The sequence below is a fragment of the Streptomyces sedi genome, assembly GCF_006335015.1.
GTDB lineage: Bacteria > Actinomycetota > Actinomycetes > Streptomycetales > Streptomycetaceae > Streptomyces > Streptomyces sedi.
In genome coordinates this window covers 25,454-49,556 of record NZ_VDGT01000018.1, presented here as the reverse complement: position 1 = coordinate 49,556, position 24,103 = coordinate 25,454, and the positions used below count along the sequence as shown (strand labels likewise).

Annotated in this window: 17 protein-coding genes; 13 read left to right on the top strand and 4 right to left on the bottom strand. The window is 73.7% G+C overall.

What is annotated here, in order from left to right; genetic code table 11:
* The first annotated feature begins 5 nt into the window (after positions 1-5).
* On the top strand, positions 6-1,580 hold the full coding sequence (locus tag FH715_RS21270; RefSeq protein WP_139647764.1) for a PucR family transcriptional regulator: 1,575 nt from the start codon (positions 6-8) through the stop codon (positions 1,578-1,580).
* Positions 1,581-1,776: 196 nt separating this feature from the next.
* Entirely contained in the window at positions 1,777-3,231 is a 1,455-nt protein-coding gene (locus tag FH715_RS21265; protein ID WP_139647762.1) for an aldehyde dehydrogenase family protein, read from the top strand.
* Positions 3,232-3,540: 309 nt separating this feature from the next.
* Here the strand turns inward: FH715_RS21265 and FH715_RS21260 are convergent, their stop codons facing one another.
* Together FH715_RS21260 and FH715_RS21255 are read right to left on the bottom strand one after the other, a co-directional pair.
* On the bottom strand, positions 3,541-4,590 hold the full coding sequence (locus FH715_RS21260) for a TRM11 family SAM-dependent methyltransferase (protein ID WP_139647760.1): 1,050 nt from the start codon (positions 4,588-4,590) through the stop codon (positions 3,541-3,543).
* Between the two features lie 29 nt (positions 4,591-4,619).
* Positions 4,620-7,475 (bottom strand): glycoside hydrolase family 3 C-terminal domain-containing protein, encoded by a 2,856-nt coding sequence (locus FH715_RS21255; protein WP_139647758.1) that lies wholly within the window; start codon positions 7,473-7,475, stop codon positions 4,620-4,622.
* 367 nt (positions 7,476-7,842) lie between these two features.
* Here FH715_RS21255 and FH715_RS21250 point away from each other — a divergent pair, with 367 nt between their 5' ends.
* Genes FH715_RS21250 through FH715_RS21230 form a run of 5 tightly spaced genes read left to right on the top strand, consistent with a single transcriptional unit; the run spans position 7,843 to position 14,319 of the window.
* A complete protein-coding gene (locus FH715_RS21250) occupies positions 7,843-9,510 on the top strand; it encodes an extracellular solute-binding protein (RefSeq protein ID WP_139647756.1) in 1,668 nt (555 codons plus the stop codon).
* Positions 9,511-9,541: 31 nt separating this feature from the next.
* Positions 9,542-10,609, top strand: a complete 1,068-nt coding sequence (locus FH715_RS21245; RefSeq protein ID WP_139647754.1) for an ABC transporter permease — start codon at positions 9,542-9,544, stop codon at positions 10,607-10,609.
* Entirely contained in the window at positions 10,606-11,541 is a 936-nt protein-coding gene (locus FH715_RS21240) for a carbohydrate ABC transporter permease (RefSeq protein ID WP_139647752.1), read from the top strand. The genes FH715_RS21245 and FH715_RS21240 overlap by 4 nt, the downstream gene beginning before the upstream one ends.
* A gap of 34 nt (positions 11,542-11,575) precedes the next feature.
* Positions 11,576-13,606, top strand: coding sequence for a beta-galactosidase (locus FH715_RS21235; RefSeq protein ID WP_139647751.1), 2,031 nt, complete (start codon positions 11,576-11,578; stop codon positions 13,604-13,606).
* Positions 13,603-14,319, top strand: a complete 717-nt coding sequence (locus FH715_RS21230; protein ID WP_139647749.1) for a GH12 family glycosyl hydrolase domain-containing protein — start codon at positions 13,603-13,605, stop codon at positions 14,317-14,319. The genes FH715_RS21235 and FH715_RS21230 overlap by 4 nt, the downstream gene beginning before the upstream one ends.
* A 36-nt stretch (positions 14,320-14,355) precedes the next feature.
* Here the strand turns inward: FH715_RS21230 and FH715_RS21225 are convergent, their stop codons facing one another.
* A complete protein-coding gene (locus tag FH715_RS21225) occupies positions 14,356-15,402 on the bottom strand; it encodes a LacI family DNA-binding transcriptional regulator (protein ID WP_139647747.1) in 1,047 nt (348 codons plus the stop codon).
* A gap of 382 nt (positions 15,403-15,784) precedes the next feature.
* Here FH715_RS21225 and FH715_RS21220 point away from each other — a divergent pair, with 382 nt between their 5' ends.
* The 6 genes from FH715_RS21220 (at position 15,785) to FH715_RS21195 (ending at position 23,176) form a co-directional block, all read left to right on the top strand.
* Positions 15,785-17,707 carry an acyl-CoA dehydrogenase family protein gene (locus FH715_RS21220; RefSeq protein WP_139647745.1) on the top strand — a complete coding sequence of 641 codons (1,923 nt, stop codon included), beginning with the start codon at positions 15,785-15,787 and terminating at the stop codon, positions 17,705-17,707.
* 91 nt (positions 17,708-17,798) lie between these two features.
* On the top strand, positions 17,799-19,076 hold the full coding sequence (gene dxr, locus FH715_RS21215) for a 1-deoxy-D-xylulose-5-phosphate reductoisomerase (RefSeq protein WP_139647743.1): 1,278 nt from the start codon (positions 17,799-17,801) through the stop codon (positions 19,074-19,076).
* Entirely contained in the window at positions 19,073-20,377 is a 1,305-nt protein-coding gene (locus tag FH715_RS21210; RefSeq protein ID WP_139647741.1) for a M50 family metallopeptidase, read from the top strand. Before dxr ends, FH715_RS21210 begins: the two co-directional genes overlap by 4 nt.
* Positions 20,378-20,447: 70 nt before the next feature.
* Positions 20,448-21,602: a flavodoxin-dependent (E)-4-hydroxy-3-methylbut-2-enyl-diphosphate synthase gene (gene ispG, locus FH715_RS21205; protein WP_139647739.1), complete on the top strand. Its 1,155-nt coding sequence runs from the start codon at positions 20,448-20,450 to the stop codon at positions 21,600-21,602.
* An 84-nt stretch (positions 21,603-21,686) separates the two neighbouring features.
* Positions 21,687-22,535, top strand: coding sequence for a GNAT family N-acetyltransferase (locus FH715_RS21200; RefSeq protein ID WP_139647926.1), 849 nt, complete (start codon positions 21,687-21,689; stop codon positions 22,533-22,535).
* A gap of 68 nt (positions 22,536-22,603) precedes the next feature.
* Positions 22,604-23,176 (top strand): GNAT family N-acetyltransferase, encoded by a 573-nt coding sequence (locus FH715_RS21195; RefSeq protein ID WP_139647736.1) that lies wholly within the window; start codon positions 22,604-22,606, stop codon positions 23,174-23,176.
* Between the two features lie 9 nt (positions 23,177-23,185).
* On the opposite strand, the gene FH715_RS21190 is transcribed toward FH715_RS21195, so the two are convergent.
* The gene (locus FH715_RS21190; protein ID WP_139647734.1) at positions 23,186-24,100 is read right to left on the bottom strand and encodes an aminoglycoside phosphotransferase family protein; all 915 of its coding nucleotides are present in this window, start codon (positions 24,098-24,100) and stop codon (positions 23,186-23,188) included.
* Between the last annotated feature and the right edge of the window lie 3 nt (positions 24,101-24,103).

Below are 24,103 nucleotides of genomic sequence, written 5' to 3'. Positions count from 1 at the left end.
GATACATGCGACCGACTCTCGCCGCCCTTGTTCACCACTCCGCGCTCCGCCTGCGCGTGCTGGCCGGCGAGGAACGGCTCGACACCGAGGTGCGTTGGGCGCACACCAGCGAGCTGCCCGACCCGACGCCCTATCTGGACGGCGGCGAGCTGCTGCTGACGATCGGCCTCAAGCTGTCCGTGGACGACGCGGGGGAGATGCGCCGCTACGTGGAACGGCTGGCCCGGGCCGGAGTGGTCGGCCTGGGCTTCGGGATCGGCGTCAACCACCCGGCGGTGACGCCCGCGTTGCTGGACGCCGTGCGGAAGGTCGGGCTGCCGCTGATCGAGGTGCCCCGGCCGACGCCGTTCATCGCGATCTCCAAGGCGGTCTCCGCCGCCATCGCCGCGGAGCAGTACCGCACGGTCACCGCTGGCTTCGCCGCGCAGCGCGAGCTGACCAGGGCCGCGCTGGCACCCGACGGGCCCGAGACGCTGCTGACCCGGCTGTCCACGCAGGTCAACGGGTGGACGGCGCTCTACGACCGGGCCGGAGCCGTGACCGCGGTCGCCCCCGGCTGGGCGGCCAGAAGAGCCGGGCTGCTGGCCGACGAGGTCCGCCGGCTCGGCGACCGGCCGGCGCCGGCCAGCACGGTCTGCGCCGCGCCCGAGGGGGAACGGGACGGCGGCGACCGGGTGGAGCTGCAACTGGTCGGCACCGGCCAACGCGGGCGCGCCGTGCTGGCCATCGGCACGGAGGCGCCGCTGGGCGACTCGGGCCGCTACGCGGTGCAGGCCGCCGTCGCGCTGCTGACGCTGGTGACCGAGCGCTCGGGCGCCTACCAGCAGGCCGAGTCCCGGCTGGGCGGCGCGGTGTTGCGGATGCTGCTCAGCGGCGAGCCGGACCACGCCAGGGCCGTCGCCGGGCAGCTCTACGGCGGGCTGCTGGACGCGCCCCTGCGGGTGCTGGTCGCCGAGGCGGACGAGCTGGAACGGCTGGTCGCGTTCGGACAGCGGCTGGAGGCGTCGGCCGCGCGGGCGGGCGAGGCGGTGCTGGCAGCGCCGGACGGCGAGGGGTTCGTGCTGCTGCTCGCCGACGGCGGCGGCACGCAGGACGCCTGCGTCGAGCACGCCGAGGCGACGGAGGGACTGGTGCTCGGGCTCTCGGCCCCCACCGGGCTCGCCCAGGCGGCGGCTGCCTACCAGCAGGCCAGGGAGGCGCTCCTGGTGGCCAGAAGACGCGGCAGGGCGCTGGTGGAGCACGACGACGTGGCGACCGGTTCGCTGCTGCCGCTGCTGGGTGACGAGGCGGTGCGGGCGTTCGCGGACGGGATGCTGCGCGCCCTGCGCGACCACGACAGGTCAGGGCGCGGCGACCTGCTGGCCTCGCTGCGGGCCTGGCTCTCCCGGCACGGCCAGTGGGACGCCGCCGCCGCCGAACTCGGCGTGCACCGGCACACGCTGCGGTACCGGATGCGGCGGGTGGAGGAGATCCTGGACCGCTCGCTGGACGACCCCGACCTGAGGATGGAGCTGTGGCTCGCCCTCAAGGCCAGCGGCCTCGCCGCCCCGCCGGGACCCCGCGACCGCCCCGGCGCGTAACGGGGCGCGCGGCGCTCCCCGTTGGCGCCAGGCGGTGGGCCGCGCACCGCTACCAAATGGCGTGCCCGCCCGCCGCGCCGCTACGAAGCGGACAAGGCTCCGCGCGGCGCCGAACCCCTACGGTGGGTGCGGGCGGGTGGCCCGCCGTGGCCCTCGTCCGCCTGGAAGTCCCCGGAGCTGGGAAGGACGGACCGCGATGACGAAAGCCACATCCCCACAGGCGTTCTGGCTGGCGGGCCGCGCGGCGCGCGGCGAGCACACCCTGGAGGTCACCTCCCCCTGGGACGGTCGGACGGTGGGCGTGGTGTCGGTGCCCACCGCCGAGCAGACCGAGGAGGCGGTGGCGGCGGCGGCGCGGGTCGCGCCGGAGTTCGCCGCGAGCCCGGCCCATGTGCGGGCCGGCGCGCTGGACCACGCGCGGGAGCGGCTGGCCGCGCGCGCCGAGGAGTTGGCCGAGCTGATCTCGGCGGAGAACGGCAAGCCGATGAAGTGGGCCACGGTCGAGGTGGCGCGCTGCCTGTCCGTCTTCCGCTGGGCCGCCGACGAGGCGCGGCGGTTCAACGGCGGCACCGCGCAGCGGCTGGACGCCGACGCGGGCGGCACCGGCAGGCTGGCGCTGACCCGCCGGGTGCCCTACGGTCCGGTGCTGGGCATCGCGCCGTTCAACTTCCCGCTCAACCTCTGCGCCCACAAGGTCGCGCCCGCGCTGGCCGCCGGCGCCCCCATCCTGCTCAAGCCGGCGCCCGCCACGCCCCTGTCGGCGCTGCTGCTCGGCGAGGTGCTGGCCGAGACGGAGCTGCCGGCCGGCGCGTTCAGCGTGCTGCCGGTGCCCAACGACGCGATGCCGGCGCTGGTCCAGGACGAGCGGCTGCCGATCATCTCGTTCACCGGCTCGGTGCCGGTCGGCTGGTCCATCAGGGACTCCGTGCCGCGCAAGCGGGTCACGCTGGAACTGGGCGGCAACGGAGCCGCCGTGGTGCTCGGCGACTACGGCTCGGACGCCGACCTCGACTGGGCGGCCGGGCGCATCGCGACCTTCGCCAACTACCAGGCGGGGCAGTCCTGCATCGCGGTCCAGCGGGTGATCGCGGACTCCACCGTCCACGACCGGCTGGTGGAACGGCTGGTCGCCGCCGTCGAGGCGCTGGTCACCGGGGACCCCTCGGACCCGGCGACCGACGTCGGCCCGCTGGTCAGCGAGGACGCGGCGCGGCGCGTGGAGGACTGGGTCCGGGAGGCCGTCGCCGGCGGCGCGCGGGTGCTGACGGGCGGTACCAGGGACGGCGCGAGCTACGCGCCGACGGTGCTGGCCGACGTGCCGGCGGACGCGAGGATCGCCTGCGACGAGGTGTTCGGGCCGGTCCTGTCGGTGACCAGCGTCCCCGACGAGGCCGCCGCGTTCGCCGCCGCCAACGACTCGACCTTCGGCCTCCAGGCCGGCGTCTTCACCCACGACCTCCAGGCCGCGTTCCGCGCCCACCGGGCGCTGGAGGTCGGTGGCGTGGTCGTCGGCGACGTGCCGTCCTACCGCGCGGACCAGATGCCGTACGGCGGCGTCAAGCAGTCGGGCGTCGGGCGGGAGGGGGTGCGGTTCGCGATGGAGGACTACACCTACGAACGGGTGATGGTCCTGACCGGCCTCGATCTCTAGCTGCCGCGGGGGCCTTGCCGGCCTGGGCGGGGTGTCGTCCTCGCCCCGGTGGTCGGCTGGTCGCGCAGTTCCCCGCGCCCCTTTGACGCCGGTGGGCGGCTTGGGGGCGCGGGGAACTGCGCGAATGCTGTGTGGCGGGGGGAGGACGACTGCTCACGTGCGTGGCTTGTGTGGGGTGTCGTCCGCGGCCCGGTGGTGGGTTGCTCGCGCAGTTCCCCGCGTCCCTGGGCGGGTGGCGGGGGAGGGCGACCACCGTGCCGCACCGGCCGGGTGGGTGGTCGTCCGGGAAGGAGGGAAACCCGTCGGGGGCTACTTCACCGCCACCACGAGATCCCGCGTGATGGCCTGGTCGACGCGGTGGGCGAAGCCCAGATACGGCTCCGAGTCCAGGACCCGGAAGCCCGACTCGGCGAGCAGCGCCGTCAGTTCGGACCGTTTCGCGACGTGCGTGTTCCAGGAGATCCCGATCGCCCCGCCCGGCCGCAGCAGCCGCGCCCACCCCGGCAGCGCGTCGGCCAGCAGCGGCAGCGGGCTGCGGCTCAGCGCCGGCCCGCCCGCGTCCCGGCCCCGGCTGCCGTGCTGCACCCCGTAGGGGGCGTCCGTCACGATCAGGTCGAACGAGCCCGCTGAGAAGAAGTCGCCGGCCGCCGTGGTGTCCGCCTGGACGGCGGTGACGTCGATGGTCTCGCCGGCGCGGTAGCGCTCCTTGTCGACGCCAAGGGTGACGGCCATCCGCCGGCCCACCGTGCGGTGGTGGCGCCGGACCGGCCCCACGTCCGCGCGGTGCTTGATCCGGCTGTTCTTCAGCCACTGCCGGAAGAAGTTCTGGTAGGCGTCGAAGCTCTTCGCGTCCCGTTCGACCCCGGCCGCGTCCAGCCCGTACATCAGCGCCTGGTTGAGCGTGGTGCCCCGGCCGCAGAGCGGGTCGAGGACCCGCAGCCCGCCGGTGAGCAGCCGTTCGGGGCGGGCGCAGGAGAACGCGGTCACGTTGAGCAGCAGCTTCGTGAAGTCCTCGTTGGTCTTGCCCACATACTTCTGGATGGTGATCAGATCGTCGGGGAACCGGTCGAGCCGTTCCACGGTCACCGGGGTCAGCGTCTCGCCGTTCCGCTCGAAGAGGGCGTAGAGCCCGGAGAGATTGGCGAGTTGGGCGAGCGCCTCGCCCTCCAGGCGGGGCGCGCGGAAAGTCAGGTAGCGCACGCCGCCCAGCGTGCGCTCCTCGACCTCCTCGATCCGCCCGCCGAGCACCGCCTCGTCGAGGACCAGCAGCTCGGCGCGGGTCAGCCGCCCGGAGTCCTGGGCGTAGACCCGGTTGTGCGAGGGGAGGAGGAGAAAAGCGTACTCGTGCGTGGCGTCCATCGCCGGGCACTCTATCCGCCCCCGCGCGGTCAGCCGAACTCCAGCCTGCCCACCCGCACCGGACCGGCCAGCGTGAGGCGCAGCCCGGTCACCCCCGCCACCGGCCGCGGCAGCCTCAGCGGCAGCGGCCGGTAGGCGTAGCGGTCGTTGCCGGCGGGCACCTCGGCCGTGGCCTCGGTGCCGCCCAGCGCCACGGTCACCGCGCCGCCCGATCCCGTGGCCGCCGCGTGCACCGTCAACTCGGCGACGCCGTCGCCCAGGTCGCAGTCGAGGTAGTGGAGCTCGGCCGTGCCACCGCCGCCGCGGGGTGCGACCGCGTCCCCCTCGCGCGGCGTGAGGTCGACCAGCTCGGCGCCCGCCACCTCGTCGAAGTCGGCGGCGCGCAGCCCGCGTCGGCGGACCGGGCGCGGCCCGGCCGGCTCGCCGGCGACGCGCCACCGGGTCACGCAGCGGATGTCCCGGCTGGAGGCGCCGGCCTCGAACCGGTAGTCGCCGGGCGCCGTCGTCCACCGCGCGTGCGCCACGTCCCAGTGCCCGAGCGCCTGGGCCAGCGGGGCGCGCAGGGTGACGGTCCGCCGTTCGCCGGGCCCCAGCGCCACCCGGGCGAACGCCACCAACCAGCGGTGCGGGCGCGGGAGTCGGGGGTTGACGGCGGACGCGTACAGCTGGACCACCTCCTCGCCGGCGCGCTCGCCCACGTTGGTCACCGTAAGCCGCGCGACGAACGCCCCGGGGTCCTCCTCGGCCACGGTCAGCCCGGTCTGCTCGAAGCGGGTGTAGGACAGGCCGTGCCCGAACGGGTACAGCGGCTCGCCGTCGAAGTACAGATAGGTGGAGCGCGCGGTGATCAGGTCGTGGTCGCGGATCTCGGGGAGGTCGCCGTCGTGCGCGTACCAGGTCTGCGGCAGCCGCCCGGCCGGTGAGACGTCGCCGGTCAGCACCCGCGCGAGCGCGGTGCCCGCGGCCTGCCCGCCGTGCGCGGTCCACAGCAGCGCCGGCAGCGCGGCGTCGGCCTCGGGGACGGCGTACGGGTAGGAGGAGACCAGCACGAGGACCGTGCGCGGGTTGGCGGCGTGCGCGGCGCGCCACAGCGCCTCCTGCGCGGGCGGCAGGGTCAGGGTGGTCCGGTCCTCGGTCTCCCGCCCGTTGATGTGCGGGTCGTTGCCCAGCACCAGCACCGCCACGTCGGAGCCGGCCGCGGCCTCGGCGACCGCGCGGACGCCGTCGGAGAGTGTCTCCACCCGGAACTCCGTGCCGGGGGTGTCGGGCGCGGCGGCAACCTTCAGCCCCTCGGCGGCGACCACCACCGGGAGGCCGCTCGCTCGATGGACCAGGAGGTGACCCTCGCCGTGGGGCACCCAGGTGAACACCTCGCGCACGATCCAGCCGCCCGGCTGCTCGGCGGAGGCCCGCAGCAGGCCGTCCTCGGCGACCGACAGATAGCGGCCGTCCGGCGCGGCCAGCGTCACCGCCCCGCCGCCCCAGTCGACGAGCCGCAGCTCGGTGGCCTGCTCCCGCGGCCCGACGGTGAGCGGCGGCAGATCGGTGCGCCCGGGGAGCAGCGCCGGGTCGAACGCGCCGGCGGGCCCCGAGGCGGCACGCGCCGGCGTGCGCGCCCGGGGCACGCGCACCCAGGAGTCCCCGGCGCGCAGCAGCACCAGGTAGGCGCCGTCCTCCCAGGTCACCCGGCCGATCGCCGGGTGGTCGCGCAGTCCGTTCAACGGGCTGACCCGGTGCGGCGGTTCGCCGCTGTACCAGTCGAGCTTCACCTCGTCGGCCAGCGGCCCGAGCACCGCCACCGAGCTGCCGGGTGCCAGCGGCAGCAGCCCGTCGTTGCGCAGCAGGACCACGGACTGCTCGGCGGCCCGCAGCGCCAACTCACGGTGCTCGGCGGTGTCGTGGGCGGCCTCGGCGGGGAACGGGTCGAGGTCCGGGTCGAACTCGCCCAGCCGGAACCGCGTCGCCAGCAGCCGGCCGGCCGCGCGGTCGATGTCCGCCTCGTCGATCAGCCCGCGTTCCAGTGCCTCGGTCAGCCGCGCGACGGTCGGCCCCGGGTCCTCGCCGTGGTCGGTGAAGCTGTCGACGCCGGCGCGCAGCGCGGCGGCCAACCCGGCGGCGTGGTCGGGGAGATACCCCTGGGCGCCGGCGATGAGGGAGGGCGCCCCGGCGTCGGAGCAGACCAGCACCGGCGCCGCGCTCCAGCCGCGCGCCTCGTCCAGCAGCGGGGAGAGATGGTTGGGGCGGCCGTTGACCAGGTTGTACGCGGGCATCAGGCCCACCGCGCCGCCCGCGCGCAGCGGCCCGGCGAACGCGGGCAGCTCGTACTCGCGCAGCACCCGTGCCCGCACGGAGGTGCTGGCGGTGTCCCGGTCCACCTCGTGGTTGTGGGCGATCCAGTGCTTGAGCACGGGGGCGGTGCGCAGATAGGTGGGGTGGTCGCCGGCCAGGCCGCGGGTGTAGGCGGTGGCCAGTTCGGCGGTGAGCAGCGTGTCCTCGGCGTAGCCCTCCTCGTTGCGGCCCCACAGCGGGTGGCGCAGCAGGTTGACGGTGGGGGACCAGACGTTGAGCCCCACCCGGGGGTCGGCCGCGCGCATCGCCCTGACCTCGCGGCCGACGGCCTCCCCGACCCGGCGGACCAGCTCCGCGTTCCAGCTCGCGCCGAGGCCGACGGCCTGCGGGAAGACCGTGGCCTCGCCCCTCCAGGCGACGCCGTGCAGCGCCTCCTGCCCGGTGCGGAACGCGGCGAGCCCGAGCCGTTCGACGGCCGGCGCGTACTGGTGCAGCATCGCTGTCCGCTCGGGCAGCGTGAGGCGGCCCAGCAGGTCGGCGACGCGCCGCTCGACGGAGAGCGCGGGGTCCCGGAACGGCGGTCGCTGGGCAGTCACAGGGTTGGTCCTTCGGCAGGTGCGGCGGGGGTGGCCGACGACGGGCGCGCTCCGCCGGGAACGGCCCGCCGCCGGGTGGCGGGAAGCGGGCCGGGGGCGGGGCGACGGCGTGGCGACGGCAGGGCGCGGGCGGGGAATTCGAAGCGCTTCGATGCTCGGTTTGCCGCCCACTCCGTGTCAAGACCCGTGCCGCGCACGGCGGTTGGAAGGTGACTTTCCTCAGTGCTGAAGCCGCGGGAGCGGTCCCACAAGTTTCTCGGAAGCGGGGGTTGTGCGCCCCGCTGACGGGTCTTAACCTCCTCGCAACATCGAAGCGCTTCGACCCGTGCATGTCAGCGTGGCGCCGAGCCTCTGGAGGGTTTTCCGCATGTCGAACTCCCCCTCTGCACCCAGTAGGAGACGTTTCCTCGCCTCGACGGCCGCGGCAGCGGCGGTCACCGCCGGCGGCATCCCCCTGCTCACCGCCTGCGGTTCCGACGGCGGCGGTGGCGGCGGGGAGGGAGGCACGGTCGCCGAGGCCGACCTGCGGAGCATCCTGCCGACCTACCGCGCCTCCGACGTCGCCGTCGAGCCCGACATCGCGGGGGAGAACGGCGCCAGCCCCGGCTACACCTCGTTCATCCCCACCGACGAGCTGGGCGTGACCGTCCCCGAACCACGCGGCTCCGGCGGCGAGTTCCGCGTGATGAGCCCGCTGTGGGGCACCCCGCCCGAGGCGGGCAACGCCTACTGGACCGCGATGGACGAGGCCATCGGCGTCCGGATCAACTGGCAGACCCAGGACGGCAACACCTACGGCGAGAAGCTGGGCGCCGTGCTCGCCGGCAGCGACATACCCGACCTGGTGTGCGTGCCCGGCTGGGAGCTCCAGGGCCAGATACCGAGGGCCATCGACAGCCGCTTCGCCGACCTCGGCCCCTATCTCTCCGGCGACAAGGTCCTCGACTACCCCAACCTGGCCGCCATCCCCACCGCCGCCTGGGAGCCGGCGATCTTCGGCGGCGCGCTGCGCGGCCTGCCGATGCCGGCCCCGCCGATCGGCGGCGTGATCCCGTTCTACCGGCAGGACCTCTTCGAGGAGAACGGCTGGGAGGTCCCCACCGACGCCGAGGAGTTCCTCTCCTTCTGCCGGGACGTCACCTCGGCCCGCAACCGCGTCTGGGCCTGCGAGGACATGAAGTGGTCGGCGTTCATCATCCACGGCGTGCTCCCCGACAAGCCGCAGTACTGGGAGGAGGTCGACGGCCGGCTGGTCAACCGCTTCGAGACGGACGCCTATCTGGAGGCGCTGGACTGGACCCGGAAGCTCTTCGACGCCGGCGTGGTCCACCCCGACGGCGTCGCCAACCAGGGCGACGCGCTGGTCCGCTTCACCTCGGGCGAGTCGCTGATGTTCAACCAGGGGCAGGGCGTCTGGCACAGCACCCTCACCGAACAGCGCACCTCCAACCCGGACTTCCGGATGAACGCGTTCGACTTCTTCGGCGCCGGCGGCGAGGACCCCGTGCTCTACGCGGGCAACGGCTCCAGCCTGTGGACGTTCCTCAACAAGAACCTCCCGGAGGACCGGGTCCGCGAGGCGCTGGAGATCGCCAACTACTGCGCCGCGCCCTACGGCACCCGCGAGAACCTGCTGCGCACCTACGGCGTGGAGGGCGTCCACCACACCGTCGAGGGCGAGCAGCGCGTCCGCACCCCTCAGGGCGAGACCGAGGTGGTCCCCGACACCTACGTCTTCCTCGCCTCCCCCGGGCACGTGGTCGCCGCCTCCGACGTGCCCCAGCTGGTCGAGGACTGGACCGGCTGGATGCGGCGGCAGATGCCGCTGGTGCGGGAGTCGATCTTCTTCGGCCGGCAGATCCAGGAGCCGGACCGGTTCACCAACCTCAACGACCAGTTCGAGGACCTGGAGGACGACGTGGTGCGCGGGCGCCGCTCGCTCGGCGACATGCGGGGCGCGGTCGCCGAGTGGCGGCGCAACGGCGGCGACGACCTGCGCGACTGGTACCAGCGGCTGCGCGACGAACAGTCCTGAGCCCGGGAGACGAGACCACCGAGGAGTCCCCGTGGCACGCAGCACGGCCCCCCGCCCCGCGACCGGGCGGCCACACCCCGACGGCCCCGACCGTTCGCGCCGGCTCACTGCCCGCGCCCGACGCGGCCCGCGCGCCCCCCGCGCGGACCGGCGCCTGCCCGAGGGCGGCGTGCGCCTGCGTCACCGGCTGCGCCGGGACCGCGCGCTGGTCCTGATGACGCTGCCCTGCGTGGCGCTGCTGCTGGTCTTCGCCTACCTCCCGATCGCCGGCAACGTCATCGCCTTCCAGTACTTCAGCCCCTACGCCGGCGACGGCTTCTTCGAGTCGATGGCCAACAGCGCCTGGGCCGGCCTTGAGCAGTTCGAACGGATGGTCAACGACAGCTACTTCTGGGACGCGCTCCAGAACACGCTGGTCTTCTCCGCGCTCCAACTGATCTTCTTCTTTCCCATTCCGATCGCTCTGGCGATCCTGATCAACAGCATCCTGCACAGCAAGGTCAGGGCGTGGGCGCAGGCCGTGCTCTACCTGCCGCACTTCTTCTCCTGGGTGCTGGTGATCACCGTCTTCCAACAGGTCCTCGGCGGCGCCGGGATGGTCGCCCAGACGCTCCGGGAGAACGGTTGGGACGACGGCTTCGACCTCATGACCGACCCCGGGTTCTTCAAGTTCCTCATCACCTTCCAGGTCATCTGGAAGGACGCCGGCTGGGGCATCATCGTCTTCCTCGCCGCGCTCTCCACCGTCAACCAGGAGCTCTACGAGTCGGCCGCCGTCGACGGCGCCGGCAGATGGCGCCGGGTCTGGCACGTGACCCTGCCCGCGTTGCGCCCGGTGATCGCGCTGCTGCTGGTGCTCCAGGTCGGCAACATGCTGACCGTCGGCATGGAGCAGTTCATGATCCAACGCACCGCCGTCGGGCCGGGGGCGGCCGAGGTGCTGGACACCTACGTCTGGAACACCGGCATCGAGAACGGCCAGTTCAGCTACGCGGCGGCCATCGGCATCGTCAAGGGCGTCTTCAGCCTCGCCCTGGTGCTCGCCGCCAACCGAGTCGCCCACGCGATGGGCGAGCAGGGGGTGTACCGGCGGACATGAGCGAGACCAGCGTCCTGGTCGAGGACGACGAGGAGACCGGGCGGCGCCGCAGGCCGTCCTGGGAGGAGCCGCCCACCCGGGTCGGGCTCGCCGCCAAGGGCGTCATCCTGGCGATCGCGCTGCTGGCCGTGCTCTTCCCGCTGTGGATCGTGGTCGTCACCAGCCTCTCCGACGCCGAGGCCATCTCCCGCGCCGGCGGGCTGGTCGTCTGGCCCGAGAGCCTCAGCCTCGCCGCCTACCGCGAGCTGCTCGGCGGCGGCCAGGTCGCCAGGTCCATGGTGATCGCCGTCGGCATCACCCTGGTCGGCACCCTCTTCAGCATGGCCGTCTCCGTGCTCGCCGCGTACGGGCTCTCCCGGCTCGGCTCGCTCTGGCACCGGCCGCTGCTGATGACCCTGCTGGCCACCATGTTCTTCGGCGGCGCCGGCCTGATCCCCACCTATCTGCTGATCCAGACGCTCGGCCTGATGAACAGCTACGCCGCGCTGATCCTGCCGATGGTGGTCAACGTCTTCAACATCCTGGTGCTGCGCGCGTTCTTCATGAACGTCGGCCAGGAGATCGTGGACAGCGCCCGCATCGACGGGGCGGGGGAGTGGCGCATCCTGTGGACCATCGTGCTGCCGCTCTCCCGCGCGGTGCTCGCCGTGATCTCCCTCTTCTACGCCGTCGGCTACTGGAGCAACTGGTTCAACGGCTTCCTCTACATCCAGGACCAGGAGAAGCTGCCGCTCCAGAACGTGCTCCAGCAGATCGTCATCGAGGGCGAACGCCCCGCCGGCATGGCCCAGGTGATCGGCACCGGGCAGATCCCCAGCCTCGCGGTGCAGACCGCCGTGATGGTGCTGGCGCTGCTGCCGGTCGCCGTGCTCTCCCCGTTCGTCCAACGCCACTTCAAGAAGGGCATGTTGATCGGCGCCGTCAAGGGCTGACCAGCGTGCGACAACAGCGGGAGGTACACGCGACGTGCCGGAACTCGACGACGCCCTCCGAGGCCGCCTGCTCTTCGGCGGCGACTACAACCCCGAGCAGTGGCCCGAGTCGATGCTCGACGAGGACATCCGGCTGATGCGGGAGGCCGGCGTCAACCTCGTCACCGTCGGCGTCTTCTCCTGGGCGACCATCGAACCCCGGCCCGGCGCACGGGAGTTCGGCTGGCTCGACCGCGTGCTGGACGCGCTCCACGGTGCCGGCGTCGGGGTCTGCCTCGCCACCCCCACCGCCTCCCCGCCGCCCTGGCTCGGCGCCCGCCACCCCGACACCCTGCCGCGCGACGAGCACGGCGGGGTGGTCTGGTACGGCTCGCGCAACCACTTCTGCGCCTCCTCGCCCGCCTACCGCGAGCACGCCGCCCGGATCACCACCGACCTCGCCCGCCGCTACGGCGACCACCCGGCGCTGCGGCTGTGGCACGTCAACAACGAGTACGGCACCCCCTGCTGGTGCGAGACGACGGCCGCCCACTTCCGCCGCTGGCTGCGCGCCAGGTACGGCGACCTCGCGGCGCTCGACGCCGCCTGGGGCACCGCGTTCTGGAGCCAGCGCCACGACTCCTGGGACGAGGTCATCCCCCCACGCCGCGCCCAGTACCTCGGCAACCCCACGCGGGCGCTGGACTTCCGCCGCTTCACCAGCGACGCGCTGCTGGAATGCTATCTGGCCGAACGCGACATCGTCGCCGCGCACAGCCCCGGCGTCCCGGTGACCTCCAACCAGATGCCGCTCTTCGCCGGCCTCGACGGCTGGCGCTGGGCGGCGGAGCAGGACGTGGTCTCCGTCGACGTCTACCCCGACCCCGCCGCCGACTGGCGCGACCCGGCGGGGCCGGCCCACGGCGCGCTGGTCGCCGACCTCACCAGGTCCCAGGCCGGTGGCCGCTGGCTGCTGATGGAACAGGCCGCCTCCGCCGTCAACTTCCGTCCCGTCAACGTGCCCAAGCCGCCCGGCGTGCTGCGCCAGTGGTCGCTCCAGGCCGTCGCCAGGGGAGCCGACGGCGTCTGCTTCTTCCAGTGGCGCGCCTCCCGCCAGGGCGCCGAGAAGTACCACTCGGCGATGCTGCCGCACGCCGGCCCCGCCTCCCGGGGCTTCACCCGCGTCCGGGAACTGGGCGCCGACCTGGAACGGCTGGCCGGCCTGGTCGGAACCCCGGTCGCCCCCGCCGGCATCGCGGTGCTCCACGACTGGCCCGCCTGGTGGGTGAGCCAGCAGCCCGGCCGCCCCTCGGCCCCGGTCGACTACCGGGAGCTGCTGTCCGGCTGGCACCACGCCCTGTGGCGCCGCAACCTCGCCACCGACCTCGCCCACCCCGAGGCCGACCTCGGCCGCTACCGGATGGTGGTCGCGCCCCACCTGCCGCTGCTGTCCGACGCGGCGCTCGCCCGCCTCGTCGACTTCGTGCACGGCGGCGGCACCCTGGTCTGCGGCTTCTTCACCGGCGTCACCGACGAGGACGACCGGGTGCGGCCCGGCGGCCTCGCGCCGGCGCTCCGGGCGCTGCTCGGCCTCGAAACGGTCCACGAGTGGTGGCCGCTGCCCGACGGCGCCACGCTCGCCCTCGACGACGGCACCCGCGCCGGGCTGTGGAGCGAGGACGTGGACGTCGCCGACGCCGAGGTGCTCGCCCGCTACGCCGAAGGCGAGCTGGCCGGCGGCCCCGCCGTCACCCGCGCCCGGCGCGGCGACGGCTCGGCCTGGTACCTCACCACCCTGCCCCGACCCGAGGCGCTGGCCGCCCTGCTGGCCCGCGCCGCCGAGGCCGCCGGCGTCGCGCCGACGCTGCCCGGGCTGCCCGACGGCGTCGAGGCGATCCGCCGCGGCCCCGCGCTCTTCCTGCTGAACCACACCACCGAGCCGGTCACCGTCCCCCTCCCGTCCCCCCGCACCGACCTGCTCAACGGCCGCGCCCACCCGGACGGGATCACCCTCGCCCGGCGCGGCGCGGCCGTTCTCACCCCCACCGGCACGACCCCCCACGAGAAGAAGGAGCCCCACCCGTGAAACGACGCATCCCGAAGGCCCGCACCCTGGTGCTCGCCCCCGCCGTCGCGCTGACCACCGTGGTCGGCGTCTCCGCCGGCACCGCCAACGCCGCCGCCGCGTTCGAGTCCTGCGAGCAGTGGGGCAACTGGACCGACCCCGACGGCTACATCGTCTACAACAACATCTGGGGCTCCGGCGCCGGCTCGCAGTGCATAGCCGCCGACTCCGGCTCCAGCTGGAGCGTCGACGCCGACCACCCGGACACCGGCGGCATCAAGTCCTACCCCAACGCCAAGTACATCGTCGGCGAGCCGATCCAGGACATCGGCTCGCTCAGCTCCACCTTCGACGTGACCGTCCCCAGCGCCGGCGCCTACAACACGGCCTACGACGTCTGGGACGAGAACCACGACCACGAGATCATGCTCTGGATGAACTGGTACGGCCCCGTGGGACCGCTGGGCGAACCGGTCGGCGAGGCCACACTCGGCGGCCACACCTGGGACGTCTACAACGGCAGCAACGGGAACAACAACGTCTACTCGTTCCTCCGCCAGGGCAGCACCTCCTCCGGCGAGGTCGACATCGTGCCGATCCTGGACTGGATCACGGAGCAGGGCTGGATGGACCAGAGCGAGGTCATCGGCGACGTGCAGTTCGGCTACGAGATCACCTCGTCCGCCGGCGGACTCGACTTCACCACCCACGAGTTCTCCGTCAGCGGCGGCTGACGCCGGGACAGCGGCCCCGCCGCCCCGGCGGGGCCGTCACCCGGCGCGACGCCCGCCCGGCGCGGGACCGGTGCTCGCCCGCACCGTGAGCGCGGGCGGCAGCAACTCGACGCGCGGCGCGACCGGTTCCGCGCCCCCGCCGGCGGCCGAGGCCCTGGCCAACGCCATCACCGACTCGACGGCCAGCCGGCCCATCCGCTGCGCCGGTATCGCCACCGAGGTCAACGCCACCGAGGTGCCGGCCGCCACCTGCTCGGGGCAGATCGCCACCACCGACACGTCCTCGGGCACGGCGCGCCCCTGCTGCCGCAGCAGGCCCAGCAGCGGCTCGATCGCCGCCTCGTTCTGCACCACGAGCCCCGTGGTGCCGGGGCGCTCCTCGAAGATCCTGGCCAACGTGCCGGCCACCGACTCGTACGAGCCGTCGCACGGCCGGTGCAGCACCCGCATCCCCAACTCGTCGGCGCGCTCCCGCACCCCGCGCACCGTGCGCTCGGCGAAGCCGGTCCGCCGCTCGTAGACCGCCGCGGCCTCACCCACCACCGCGAGATCCCGGTGCCCCAGCCGTGCCAGATGATCGACGCACAGCCGCCCGGTCGCCGCGAAGTCCAGATCGACGCAGGTCAGTCCGCTGGTGTCCGAGGGCAGCCCGATCAGCACAGAGGGCCGCGAGGTCTCCCGCACCAGCGGCAGCCGCTGGTCCTCCAGCTCCACGTCCATCAGGATCATCGCGTCGGCCAGCCCGCTGCCCACCACCCGCCGGGCCGCCTCCGGCCCCTCCTGCCCGGTCAGCAGCAGCACGTCGTGCGCGTGCTCCCTGGCGGTGGTCGCCACCGCGATGGCGATCTCCATCATCACCGGGAGATACATCTCGGTGCGCAGTGGCATCATCAGCGCGATGATGTGCGACCTGCTGCTGGCCAACGCCCGCGCGCCCGCGTTCGGGTGGTAGCCCAACTCCCTGATGCTGCGCTCGACCCGCTCCCTGGTCGGGGTGGAGATGGTCCGCTTGCCGCTGAGGACATAGCTCACCGTGCTGGCGGAGACGCCGGCGTGCCGGGCGACCTCGGCGAGGGTGACCATGAAGCTCTCCCGTTCTCTCCCGGTACACGGTGGGCGGCGTGCCGGGGCCGGGACTGAAGCGCTTCGACAACGGTGGCGGCGACCCGCCGCAGGCGGTGCCGTTGACCATAGACCCGGTCGCTGGGGGTGTCCAGACGCCTACGTCGAAGCGCTTCACCTCTCTCCGTCCCGGCGGTCACCCACCCGCGCGGTGCATCGGTGGCGGGCGCGGGCGACGGTGGAGCGCGACCGAGACGGTGGGCGGTCGTCCGCGTCACACCCGAGGTGCGATCACGCCGTGCGACGGGTACATAGGCAGTCAGTAGTCCCCACCCGTGCCCCCACCCGGACGACCTCCGTGGCTTCCGTGCGCCGTCCGGCCCGTTCGGTGAGGTGATCGAGGATGACCAGCGAAGACGAGTCCAGACGGACCGCCGAGGCGGCCCGCGACGGCGGGCGGGCCCGGCCCAGCTTCGCCGGGGAGCTGTTCCTGGGACGGCTGCGGCTGGACCTGGTCCACCCGCGCCCCGTGCCCGACGACGCGTGCACCGCCGACGAGGAACGTTTCCTCGCGCGGCTCGCCGCGTTCACCGAGGAGCATCTCGACGCCGCCGCCGTCGAACGGGACGCCAGGGTCCCGGACGAGGTGGTCAACGGCCTGCGGGAGCTGGGCGCCTTCGGGATGCGGATCGCGCCCGAGTACGGCGGGCTCGGCCTGAGCCACCTCGCCTACGGCCGCGCCCTCGCCGTCGTCGGCACCGCGAGCCCCGCGGTCGGCGCGATGCTCTCCGCCCACCAGTCGATCGGCGTCCCGCAGCCGCTGGCGCTCTTCGGCACCGAGGAGCAGCGCCGCGCCTATCTGCCGCGCTGCGCCGCCGGCGCCCTCTCGGCGTTCCTGCTCACCGAGCCCGACGTGGGCTCCGACCCGGCGCGGCTCGCCACCACCGCCACCCCCGACGGCGACGACTACCTGCTGGAGGGCACCAAGCTCTGGACGACCAACGGCCCCGTCGCCGAACTCCTGGTCGTGATGGCCAGGGTGCCCGACGTGCCGGGCCACCAGGGCGGGATCACCGCCTTCGTCGTCGAGGCCGACTCGCCGGGCATCACGGTCGAGGCCCGCAACGCGTTCATGGGCCTGCGCGGCATCGAGAACGGCGTCACCCGTCTGCACCGCGTCCGGGTCCCGGCGGCGCGGCGGATCGGCGAGGAGGGCCAGGGGCTGCGGATCGCCCTGACCACGCTGAACACCGGCAGGCTCGCGCTGCCCGCGATGTGCGTGGGCGCCGCCAAGTGGAGCCTGTCCGTGGCCCGTCGGTGGGCGACCGAACGCGTCCAGTGGGGCCGGCCGCTCGCCGAGCACGAGGCGGTCGCCTCCAAGCTCGCCTTCGTCGCCGCCACCACCTTCGCGCTGGAGGCGATGGTCGAGCTCTCCGGCGAGCTGGCCGACGAGGAGCGCGACGACATCCGCGTCGAGGCCGCCGTCGCCAAGCTCTGGGGCAGCGAGATGGCCTGGCGGATCGCCGACGAGCTGGTCCAGATCAGGGGAGGCCGCGGCTACGAGACCGCCGCCTCGCTCGCCGCCAGGGGAGAGCGCGGCGTGCCGGCCGAGCAGCTCCTGCGGGACCTGCGGATCAACCGGATCTTCGAGGGATCGAGCGAGATCATGCGGCTGCTGATCGCCAGGGAGGCCGTGGACGCCCATCTGAGGGTCGCCGGCGCCCTCGTCGACCCGGACGCCAACCACACCCGCAAGCGCAGGGCGGCCGTCGCCGCCGGCGGCTTCTACGTCCGCTGGCTCCCCAGCCTCGCCACCGGCCGCGGCCAACTCCCCCTCGCCTACGGCGACTTCCGCGTCTCCGGCCACCCCGACCTCTCCCACCACCTGCGGTACGCCGAGCGCGCGGCCCGCCGGCTGGCCCGCGCCGTCTTCTACGGGATGACCCGCTGGCAGGCCGGACTGGAGCGCCGCCAGGGCTTCCTCGGCCGGATCGTCGACATCGGCGCCGAACTGTTCGCGGTCACCGCCGCCTGCGTGCACGCCGAACGCATCCGCGCCGGCGGGGAGAACGGGCTGGAGGCGTACCGGCTGGCGGACGCGTTCTGCCGCCAGGCGCACCTGCGGATCGAGGAGACGTTCCCCCGCCTCTGGCACAACACCGACGGCGCCGACGGCCGACTGGCCGCCGCCGTCGCCGAGGGCAGCCACCGCTGGCTGGAGGCCGGCGTGCCGGACGTCTCCACGCCCGGACCGTGGATCGCCGCGCACACCCCGGGGCCCTCGCCCCACCCCGATCTCCACCGCCCCGTTCCCCCGGCTCCCTGAACCCCGCACGCGCCGTGCGGTCCGCCCCGGAGGGGCGGTGGATTCACCGACCCGCCAGCGGGCGACCCGGTGGCGTGGGGACAATGGGGAGATGACCGAGAGTCCCGCCTGTCTCGCCGATCCGCATCTGAGGTACCCGGCCCAGCCGCCGCCCGAGGGGCCACGCGAGGTGGTGATCCTCGGCTCGACCGGCTCGATCGGCACCCAGGCCATCGACGTGGTGCTGCGCAACCCCCGTCTCTTCCGCGTCACCGGGCTCTCCGCCGGCGGTGACCGCCTGGAGCTGCTGGCCGGCCAGGCCCACCGGCTGCGGGTCTCGGCCGTCGCCGTCGCCAGACCCGAGGCCGCCGACGCCCTGCGCCAGGCGCTGCGCGCCCAGTACGGCGTGGGTGCCGCGCTCCCCGAGGTGCTCGCCGGTCCCGACGCCGCCGCCCAACTGGCCTCCCGCCCCTGCCACACCGTGCTCAACGGCATCACCGGTTCCATCGGCCTGGCCCCGACGCTGGCCGCCATCGCCGCGGGACATCTGCTGGCGCTGGCCAACAAGGAGTCCCTGATCGTCGGCGGCCCGCTGGTCACCGAGCTGGCCAAGCCGGGACAGATCATCCCGGTCGACTCCGAGCACTCCGCGCTCTTCCAGGCGCTGCTCGGCGGCTCGCGCGCCGAGGTCGACCGGCTGGTCGTCACGGCCAGCGGCGGCCCGTTCCGCGGCCGGAGCCGCGCCCAGCTGGCCGACGTCACCCCCGAGGACGCGCTGGCCCACCCCACCTGGCAGATGGGTCCGGTCATCACCGTCAACTCGGCGACCCTGGTCAACAAGGGGCTGGAGGTGATCGAGGCACACCTCCTCTACGGCATCCCGTTCGACCGGATCGAGGTCGTCGTCCACCCTCAGTCCTACGTTCACTCCATGGTGGAGTTCGTGGACGGCTCGGCGCTGCTCCAGGCCAGCCCGCCCGACATGCGGCTGCCCATCGCGCTGGCGCTCGGCTGGCCCGACCGGGTGGCGGGCGCCGCCCCGTCCTGCGACTGGACCACCGCGCACACCTGGGAGTTCCTGCCGCTGGACACCGATGCCTTCCCCTCGGTGCCCCTCGCCCGGCGGGTCGGTAGCCTCGGCGGTACCGCGCCCGCGGTGTTCAACGCGGCCAACGAGGAGTGCGTGGACGCGTTCCTCGCCGGCCGGCTGCCGTTCCTCGGCATCGTGGACACCGTGGAGCGGGTGGTGGACGAGCTGGCGCGGGGCGGTGCGGGAACCTCACTGACCCTCCCGGACGTCCTGGAAGCGGAACGCGTGGCGCGGCGACGCGCGCGCGAGCTGGTCGGCGGCCACCCGGCCGGGGCCACGAGGCAGGAGATGACGCCATGACGGCACTGATGTTCGTCCTCGGCATACTCGTGTTCGTCTTCGGGTTGCTCTTCTCCATCGCCTGGCACGAGCTGGGCCACTTCTCGACCGCCCGGATGTTCGGCGTGCGGGTGCCGCAGTTCATGGTGGGCTTCGGCCCGACGATCTTCTCCAGGCGGCGCGGCGAGACGGAGTACGGCGTCAAGGCGGTGCCGCTGGGCGGCTACATCCGCATGATCGGCATGTTCCCGCCCGGCGAGGACGGGAACATCCGCAAGCGCTCCACCTCCCCGTTCCGCGGCATGATCGAGGACGCGCGGGCGGCGGCCTTCGAGGAGTTGCAGCCCGGGGACGAGAAGCGGCTGTTCTACACGCGCAAGCCGTGGAAGCGCGTGATCGTGATGTTCGCCGGCCCGGCGATGAACCTCATCCTCGCCGTGGTGATCTTCCTCGGCGTGCTGATGGGCTTCGGGATCAACACCCAGACCACCACCGTCGCCACCGTCTCCCAGTGCGTCATCGCCCAGAGCGAGGAGCAGCGGGACTGCCGCGCCGACGACACCCCGGCGCCGGCGGCCGAGGCGGGGCTGCGCGCCGGCGACGAGATCGTCGCCTTCGACGGCGAGCCCGTCGAGGAGTGGGGCGACCTCCAGCAGCGCATCAGGGACACGGTCGGCGTCGCCACCGTCACCGTCGTCCGCGACGGCGAGCGCCTGGAGCTGACGGCCGACCTGATCGAGAACCAGGTGGGCAAGACCGACGGCAACGGCAACGTGGTCAGGGGCGAGTTCGTCACCGCGGGCTTCCTCGGGTTCTCGCCCGCCAGCGGCATCGTGAAGCAGGACTTCCCGCAGGCCGTCGACCGCATGGGCGAGATCATGAGCACCGGCCTGGACGCCATGCTCAACCTGCCGTCCAAGATCCCCAACCTCTGGCACTCCATCACCGGCGAGGAGGAACGCGACCAGAACGGCCCGATGGGCGTGGTGGGCGCGGCGAGGGTCGGCGGCGAGATCTTCACCCTGGACATTCCGGCCAGTCAGCAGCTCGCCACGGCGCTCTTCCTGGTCGCCGGGTTCAACCTCTCGCTCTTCCTTTTCAACATGCTGCCGCTGCTCCCCCTCGACGGCGGCCACATCGCCGGCGCCCTGTGGGAGTCCCTGCGGAGAAACGCCGCGAGGCTCACCCGAAGGCCCGACCCCGGGCCGTTCGACGTCGCCAGGCTGATGCCGCTGGCCTACGTGGTGGCGGGCGTCTTCATCTGCTTCACCCTTCTGGTACTGGCGGCCGATATCGTCAGTCCGGTACGGCTGGCCGGGTGATGTGCCGTAGGCTTTTCGCGGCGGAGGACGCCCACATTCCGGACCCGAGACCACTGGGGTTGCACGTTCCATGACAGCCATCTCGCTGGGAATTCCGTCGGTACCGACCCGGCTCGCCGAACGCCGGGCCAGCCGGCAGATCCACGTCGGTTCCGTGCCGGTCGGCGGTGACGCCCCCGTCTCGGTCCAGTCGATGACCACCACCCGCACCTCCGACATCGGGGCGACCCTTCAGCAGATCGCCGAACTGACGGCCTCCGGCTGCCAGATCGTGCGGGTCGCCGTGCCGACACAGGACGACGCCGAGGCGCTCTCGGTGATCGCGCGCAAGTCGCAGATCCCGGTCATCGCCGACATCCACTTCCAGCCCAAGTACGTCTTCGCCGCGCTCGACGCCGGCTGCGCCGCGGTCCGGGTCAACCCGGGGAACATCAAGCAGTTCGACGACAAGGTCAGGGAGATCGCCAAGGCGGCGAGCGAGACCGGCACCCCCATCAGGATCGGGGTCAACGCGGGCTCGTTGGACAAGCGGCTGCTGGCCAAGCACGGCAAGGCGACGCCCGAGGCGCTCGTCGAGTCCGCGCTGTGGGAGTGCTCGCTCTTCGAGGAGCACGGCTTCCGCGACATCAAGATCTCGGTCAAGCACAACGACCCGGTCGTGATGGTCAACGCCTACCGCCAGCTCGCCGCCCAGTGCGACTACCCGCTGCACCTGGGCGTCACCGAGGCCGGCCCCGCGTTCCAGGGCACCATCAAGTCGGCCGTCGCCTTCGGCGCCCTGCTCAGCGAGGGCATCGGCGACACCATCCGGGTCTCGCTCTCCGCGCCGCCGGTCGAGGAGGTCAAGGTCGGCAACCAGATCCTGGAGTCGCTCAACCTCCGCCAGCGCGGCCTGGAGATCGTCTCCTGCCCGTCCTGCGGCCGGGCCCAGGTCGACGTCTACAAGCTGGCCGAGGAGGTCACCGCCGGCCTCACCGGCATGGAGGTCCCGCTGCGGGTCGCCGTCATGGGCTGCGTCGTCAACGGCCCGGGCGAGGCGCGCGAGGCCGACCTCGGCGTCGCCTCCGGCAACGGCAAGGGCCAGATCTTCGTGAAGGGCGAGGTCATCAAGACCGTCCCCGAGTCGAAGATCGTGGAGACCCTCATCGAGGAGGCGATGAAGATCGCCGAGCAGATGGAGCTGGAGGGCGAGCCCTCAGGTGAGCCCCAGGTCAGCGTCAGCTGAAGCCGCCGCCCCGGGCCCCGCACGGCGGGCGCCCGGGGTACAGTGCGGGCACCCCACGTCGTCCGTGACCCCGAGGCCGTCACCGTGCTGACCACCCCTTCCGTGCGGGTCCTCGGACCCGAGGCGCTCGGCGCGGTCCTCGCCCTGCTCAACGAGGACCCGGTGGCCAACGCCTTCGTCACCGCCAGGGTGCTCGACTCACACCTCGAACCGCCGTACCTCGGCGGCGAGATGTGGGGCCACTACCGCGAGGAGCGGCTCGCCGCCCTCTGCTACTCCGGAGCCAACCTCGTGCCCGTCCAGGCCGAGGACGACTCCGTCGCCGCGTTCGCCGCCCGCGCCCGCCGGCAGGGCCGCCGCTGCTCCTCCATCGTCGGCCCCGTGGACGCCACCGCCCGCCTGTGGGCCCTGCTGGAGCCGCACTGGGGGCCGGCCAGGGAGGTCCGCGCCCGCCAGCCGCTGCTGGTCACCCGCTCGGTGCCCGCCGAGGTGCCCCCCGACCCCCTGGTGCGCCGGATGCGCAGGGACGAGATGCCGCTGGTGCTGCCGGCGGCCGTCGACATGTTCACCGAGGAGGTCGGCATCTCCCCGCTGGACGCGGACGACGGGGGCCTCACCTACCAGGCCAGGGTCGCCGAGATCGTCGGCGCCGGCCGCTGCTTCGCCCGGGTGGAGGAGGGCCGGGTCGTCTTCAAGGCCGAGATCGGCGCCGTCACCCCGCAGACCTGCCAGCTCCAGGGCGTGTGGACCGCGCCCGACCGCAGGGGCGAGGGCCTGGCCACCCGGGGGCTGGCCACCGTGCTGCGCCACGCGCTCGACGAGACCGCGCCGCTGGTCAGCCTCTACGCCAACGACTTCAACGCCCCGGCGCTCGCCGTCTACCGCCGCCTCGGCTTCACCGAGAGCGGCGCGCTGATGAGCGTGCTCTTCTGACCTCCCGCCCGACGGCCGGACCCGGAGCCGGGCGCGACGCCGCGGACGCGGCGCGTTAGCCTCCCCGCATGACACCTTCTCCCGGCGAAGCGGCCCCCGCGGCCCAGGACGTGGTCATCGGTCCCCTGGATCTCGCGGCCCGGGTGGACGAGGCGCTGGCCGTGCAGGCGGAGGCCTTCGGGCTCGGCCAGGACGAGGTGAACGTCCGCCGTCACATCGTGCTGCGCCATCTGGCCACCCCGGGCGCCCGCGCGCTCGGCGCCACCGTGCGTTCCACCGGACGGCTGGTCGGCTTCGTCTACGGGATGCCCAACGACACCGCGCAGTGGTGGTCCACCGTGGTCGAGCCGTATCTGCGGGCCGAGGGCAACGAGTCCTGGCTGGAGGGCTCGTTCACCATCACCGAGCTGCACGTGCTGCCCGAGTGCCAACAGCGGGGAACGGGGCGGCGGTTGATCACCCAACTGACCGACGGGGCCGAGCAGCCGCGGTCGATCCTCTCCGCCATCGACACCGAGTCCCCGGCCAGGGCCCTCTACCGCCGCCTCGGCTACCGCGACCTGGCCCGCCGGGTCGTCTTCCCCGCCGCGCCCCGCCCCTACGCCGTGATGGGCGCCCCGCTGCCGCTGCCGCGGCCCTGAGCGCGCCCGTCACAGCCAGCTGGCGAACTCCAGCAGCGCCTCGCCGTCCGCCCTGCGCCCCACCGAAAGCTGCCGCACCCCCGAGGCCACCCCGCGGAAGAGCGCCCAGTCCCGCACCCGGTCCGGGTCGGCCTCCACGGCGCCGGCGAGCTTGCCCACCCGCCGCCGCACGACAGCGGCGGCCCCGGGCGAGGCCATCAGGTCGTGCAGCCGGTCCCGCACCAGCCTGGCCAGGTCGAACGCCCGCTCACCCACGGCCGGTTCAGGACCGACGGCCAGCCAGGGCGCCCGTTCCCCGTCGAACGCCAGCACCGCGCCCTGCCGGAAGTCGCCGTGCAGCAGCACCTCGTCCTGCGGCGCGGCCAGCAGCTCGTCGCGGACCTCAAGCGCCCGTTCCACCAGCGGCCCCGCCTCCCCGTCCGCCGCGGCGCGCAACGCGCCGAGGGCGGCCCCCGTCCGCTCCGCCACCGAGGGGAACGGATGCCCCTCGCCCGGCGCGACCCACAGCCGGCGCACCGTGGAGACCGCCTCCAACGTGGCCTTGGCGTCCGGCAGCGAACGCAGCGAGGTCTCCCCCCGCAGCCGCTCCAGCAGCAGCGCGCCCTCCTCGGGCGCGGCGTCCAGCACCCGCACGGCCCCCAGACCGTCCCAGCGGCGCAGCGCGGCCAACTCCAGCGCGGCGGGCGGTGGTTGACCTGCCTCCCCGGGCGCGAGCAGCTTGAGCGCCGCCCGGGAGCCGTCCGCGCGCCGCACCAGCAGCGTCACGCTGGCCCTGCCCCCCGGCTCGACCAGCCGCTCCACCGTCAGCCCGAAACGTCCCACCAGCCGCTCGGCCAACCCCGGCAGTCCTTCGAGCCAGCCGGCCGCCGTCGGCGGCTGCGCCGCCCGCAACCGCTCCGGCGCCAGTCCCCGTGCCGCCTCCATGAA

Coding starts and splice junctions, on each gene's coding strand:
- FH715_RS21270 (WP_139647764.1), top strand. CDS start 6: ATGCGACCGACTCTCGCCGCCCTTGTTCACCACTCCGCGCTCCGCCTG.
- FH715_RS21265 (WP_139647762.1), top strand. CDS start 1,777: ATGACGAAAGCCACATCCCCACAGGCGTTCTGGCTGGCGGGCCGCGCG.
- FH715_RS21260 (WP_139647760.1), bottom strand. CDS start 4,590: ATGGACGCCACGCACGAGTACGCTTTTCTCCTCCTCCCCTCGCACAAC.
- FH715_RS21250 (WP_139647756.1), top strand. CDS start 7,843: ATGTCGAACTCCCCCTCTGCACCCAGTAGGAGACGTTTCCTCGCCTCG.
- FH715_RS21240 (WP_139647752.1), top strand. CDS start 10,606: ATGAGCGAGACCAGCGTCCTGGTCGAGGACGACGAGGAGACCGGGCGG.
- FH715_RS21225 (WP_139647747.1), bottom strand. CDS start 15,402: ATGGTCACCCTCGCCGAGGTCGCCCGGCACGCCGGCGTCTCCGCCAGC.
- FH715_RS21220 (WP_139647745.1), top strand. CDS start 15,785: ATGACCAGCGAAGACGAGTCCAGACGGACCGCCGAGGCGGCCCGCGAC.
- dxr (WP_139647743.1), top strand. CDS start 17,799: ATGACCGAGAGTCCCGCCTGTCTCGCCGATCCGCATCTGAGGTACCCG.
- FH715_RS21210 (WP_139647741.1), top strand. CDS start 19,073: ATGACGGCACTGATGTTCGTCCTCGGCATACTCGTGTTCGTCTTCGGG.
- ispG (WP_139647739.1), top strand. CDS start 20,448: ATGACAGCCATCTCGCTGGGAATTCCGTCGGTACCGACCCGGCTCGCC.
- FH715_RS21195 (WP_139647736.1), top strand. CDS start 22,604: ATGACACCTTCTCCCGGCGAAGCGGCCCCCGCGGCCCAGGACGTGGTC.
- FH715_RS21190 (WP_139647734.1), bottom strand. CDS start 24,100: ATGGAGGCGGCACGGGGACTGGCGCCGGAGCGGTTGCGGGCGGCGCAG.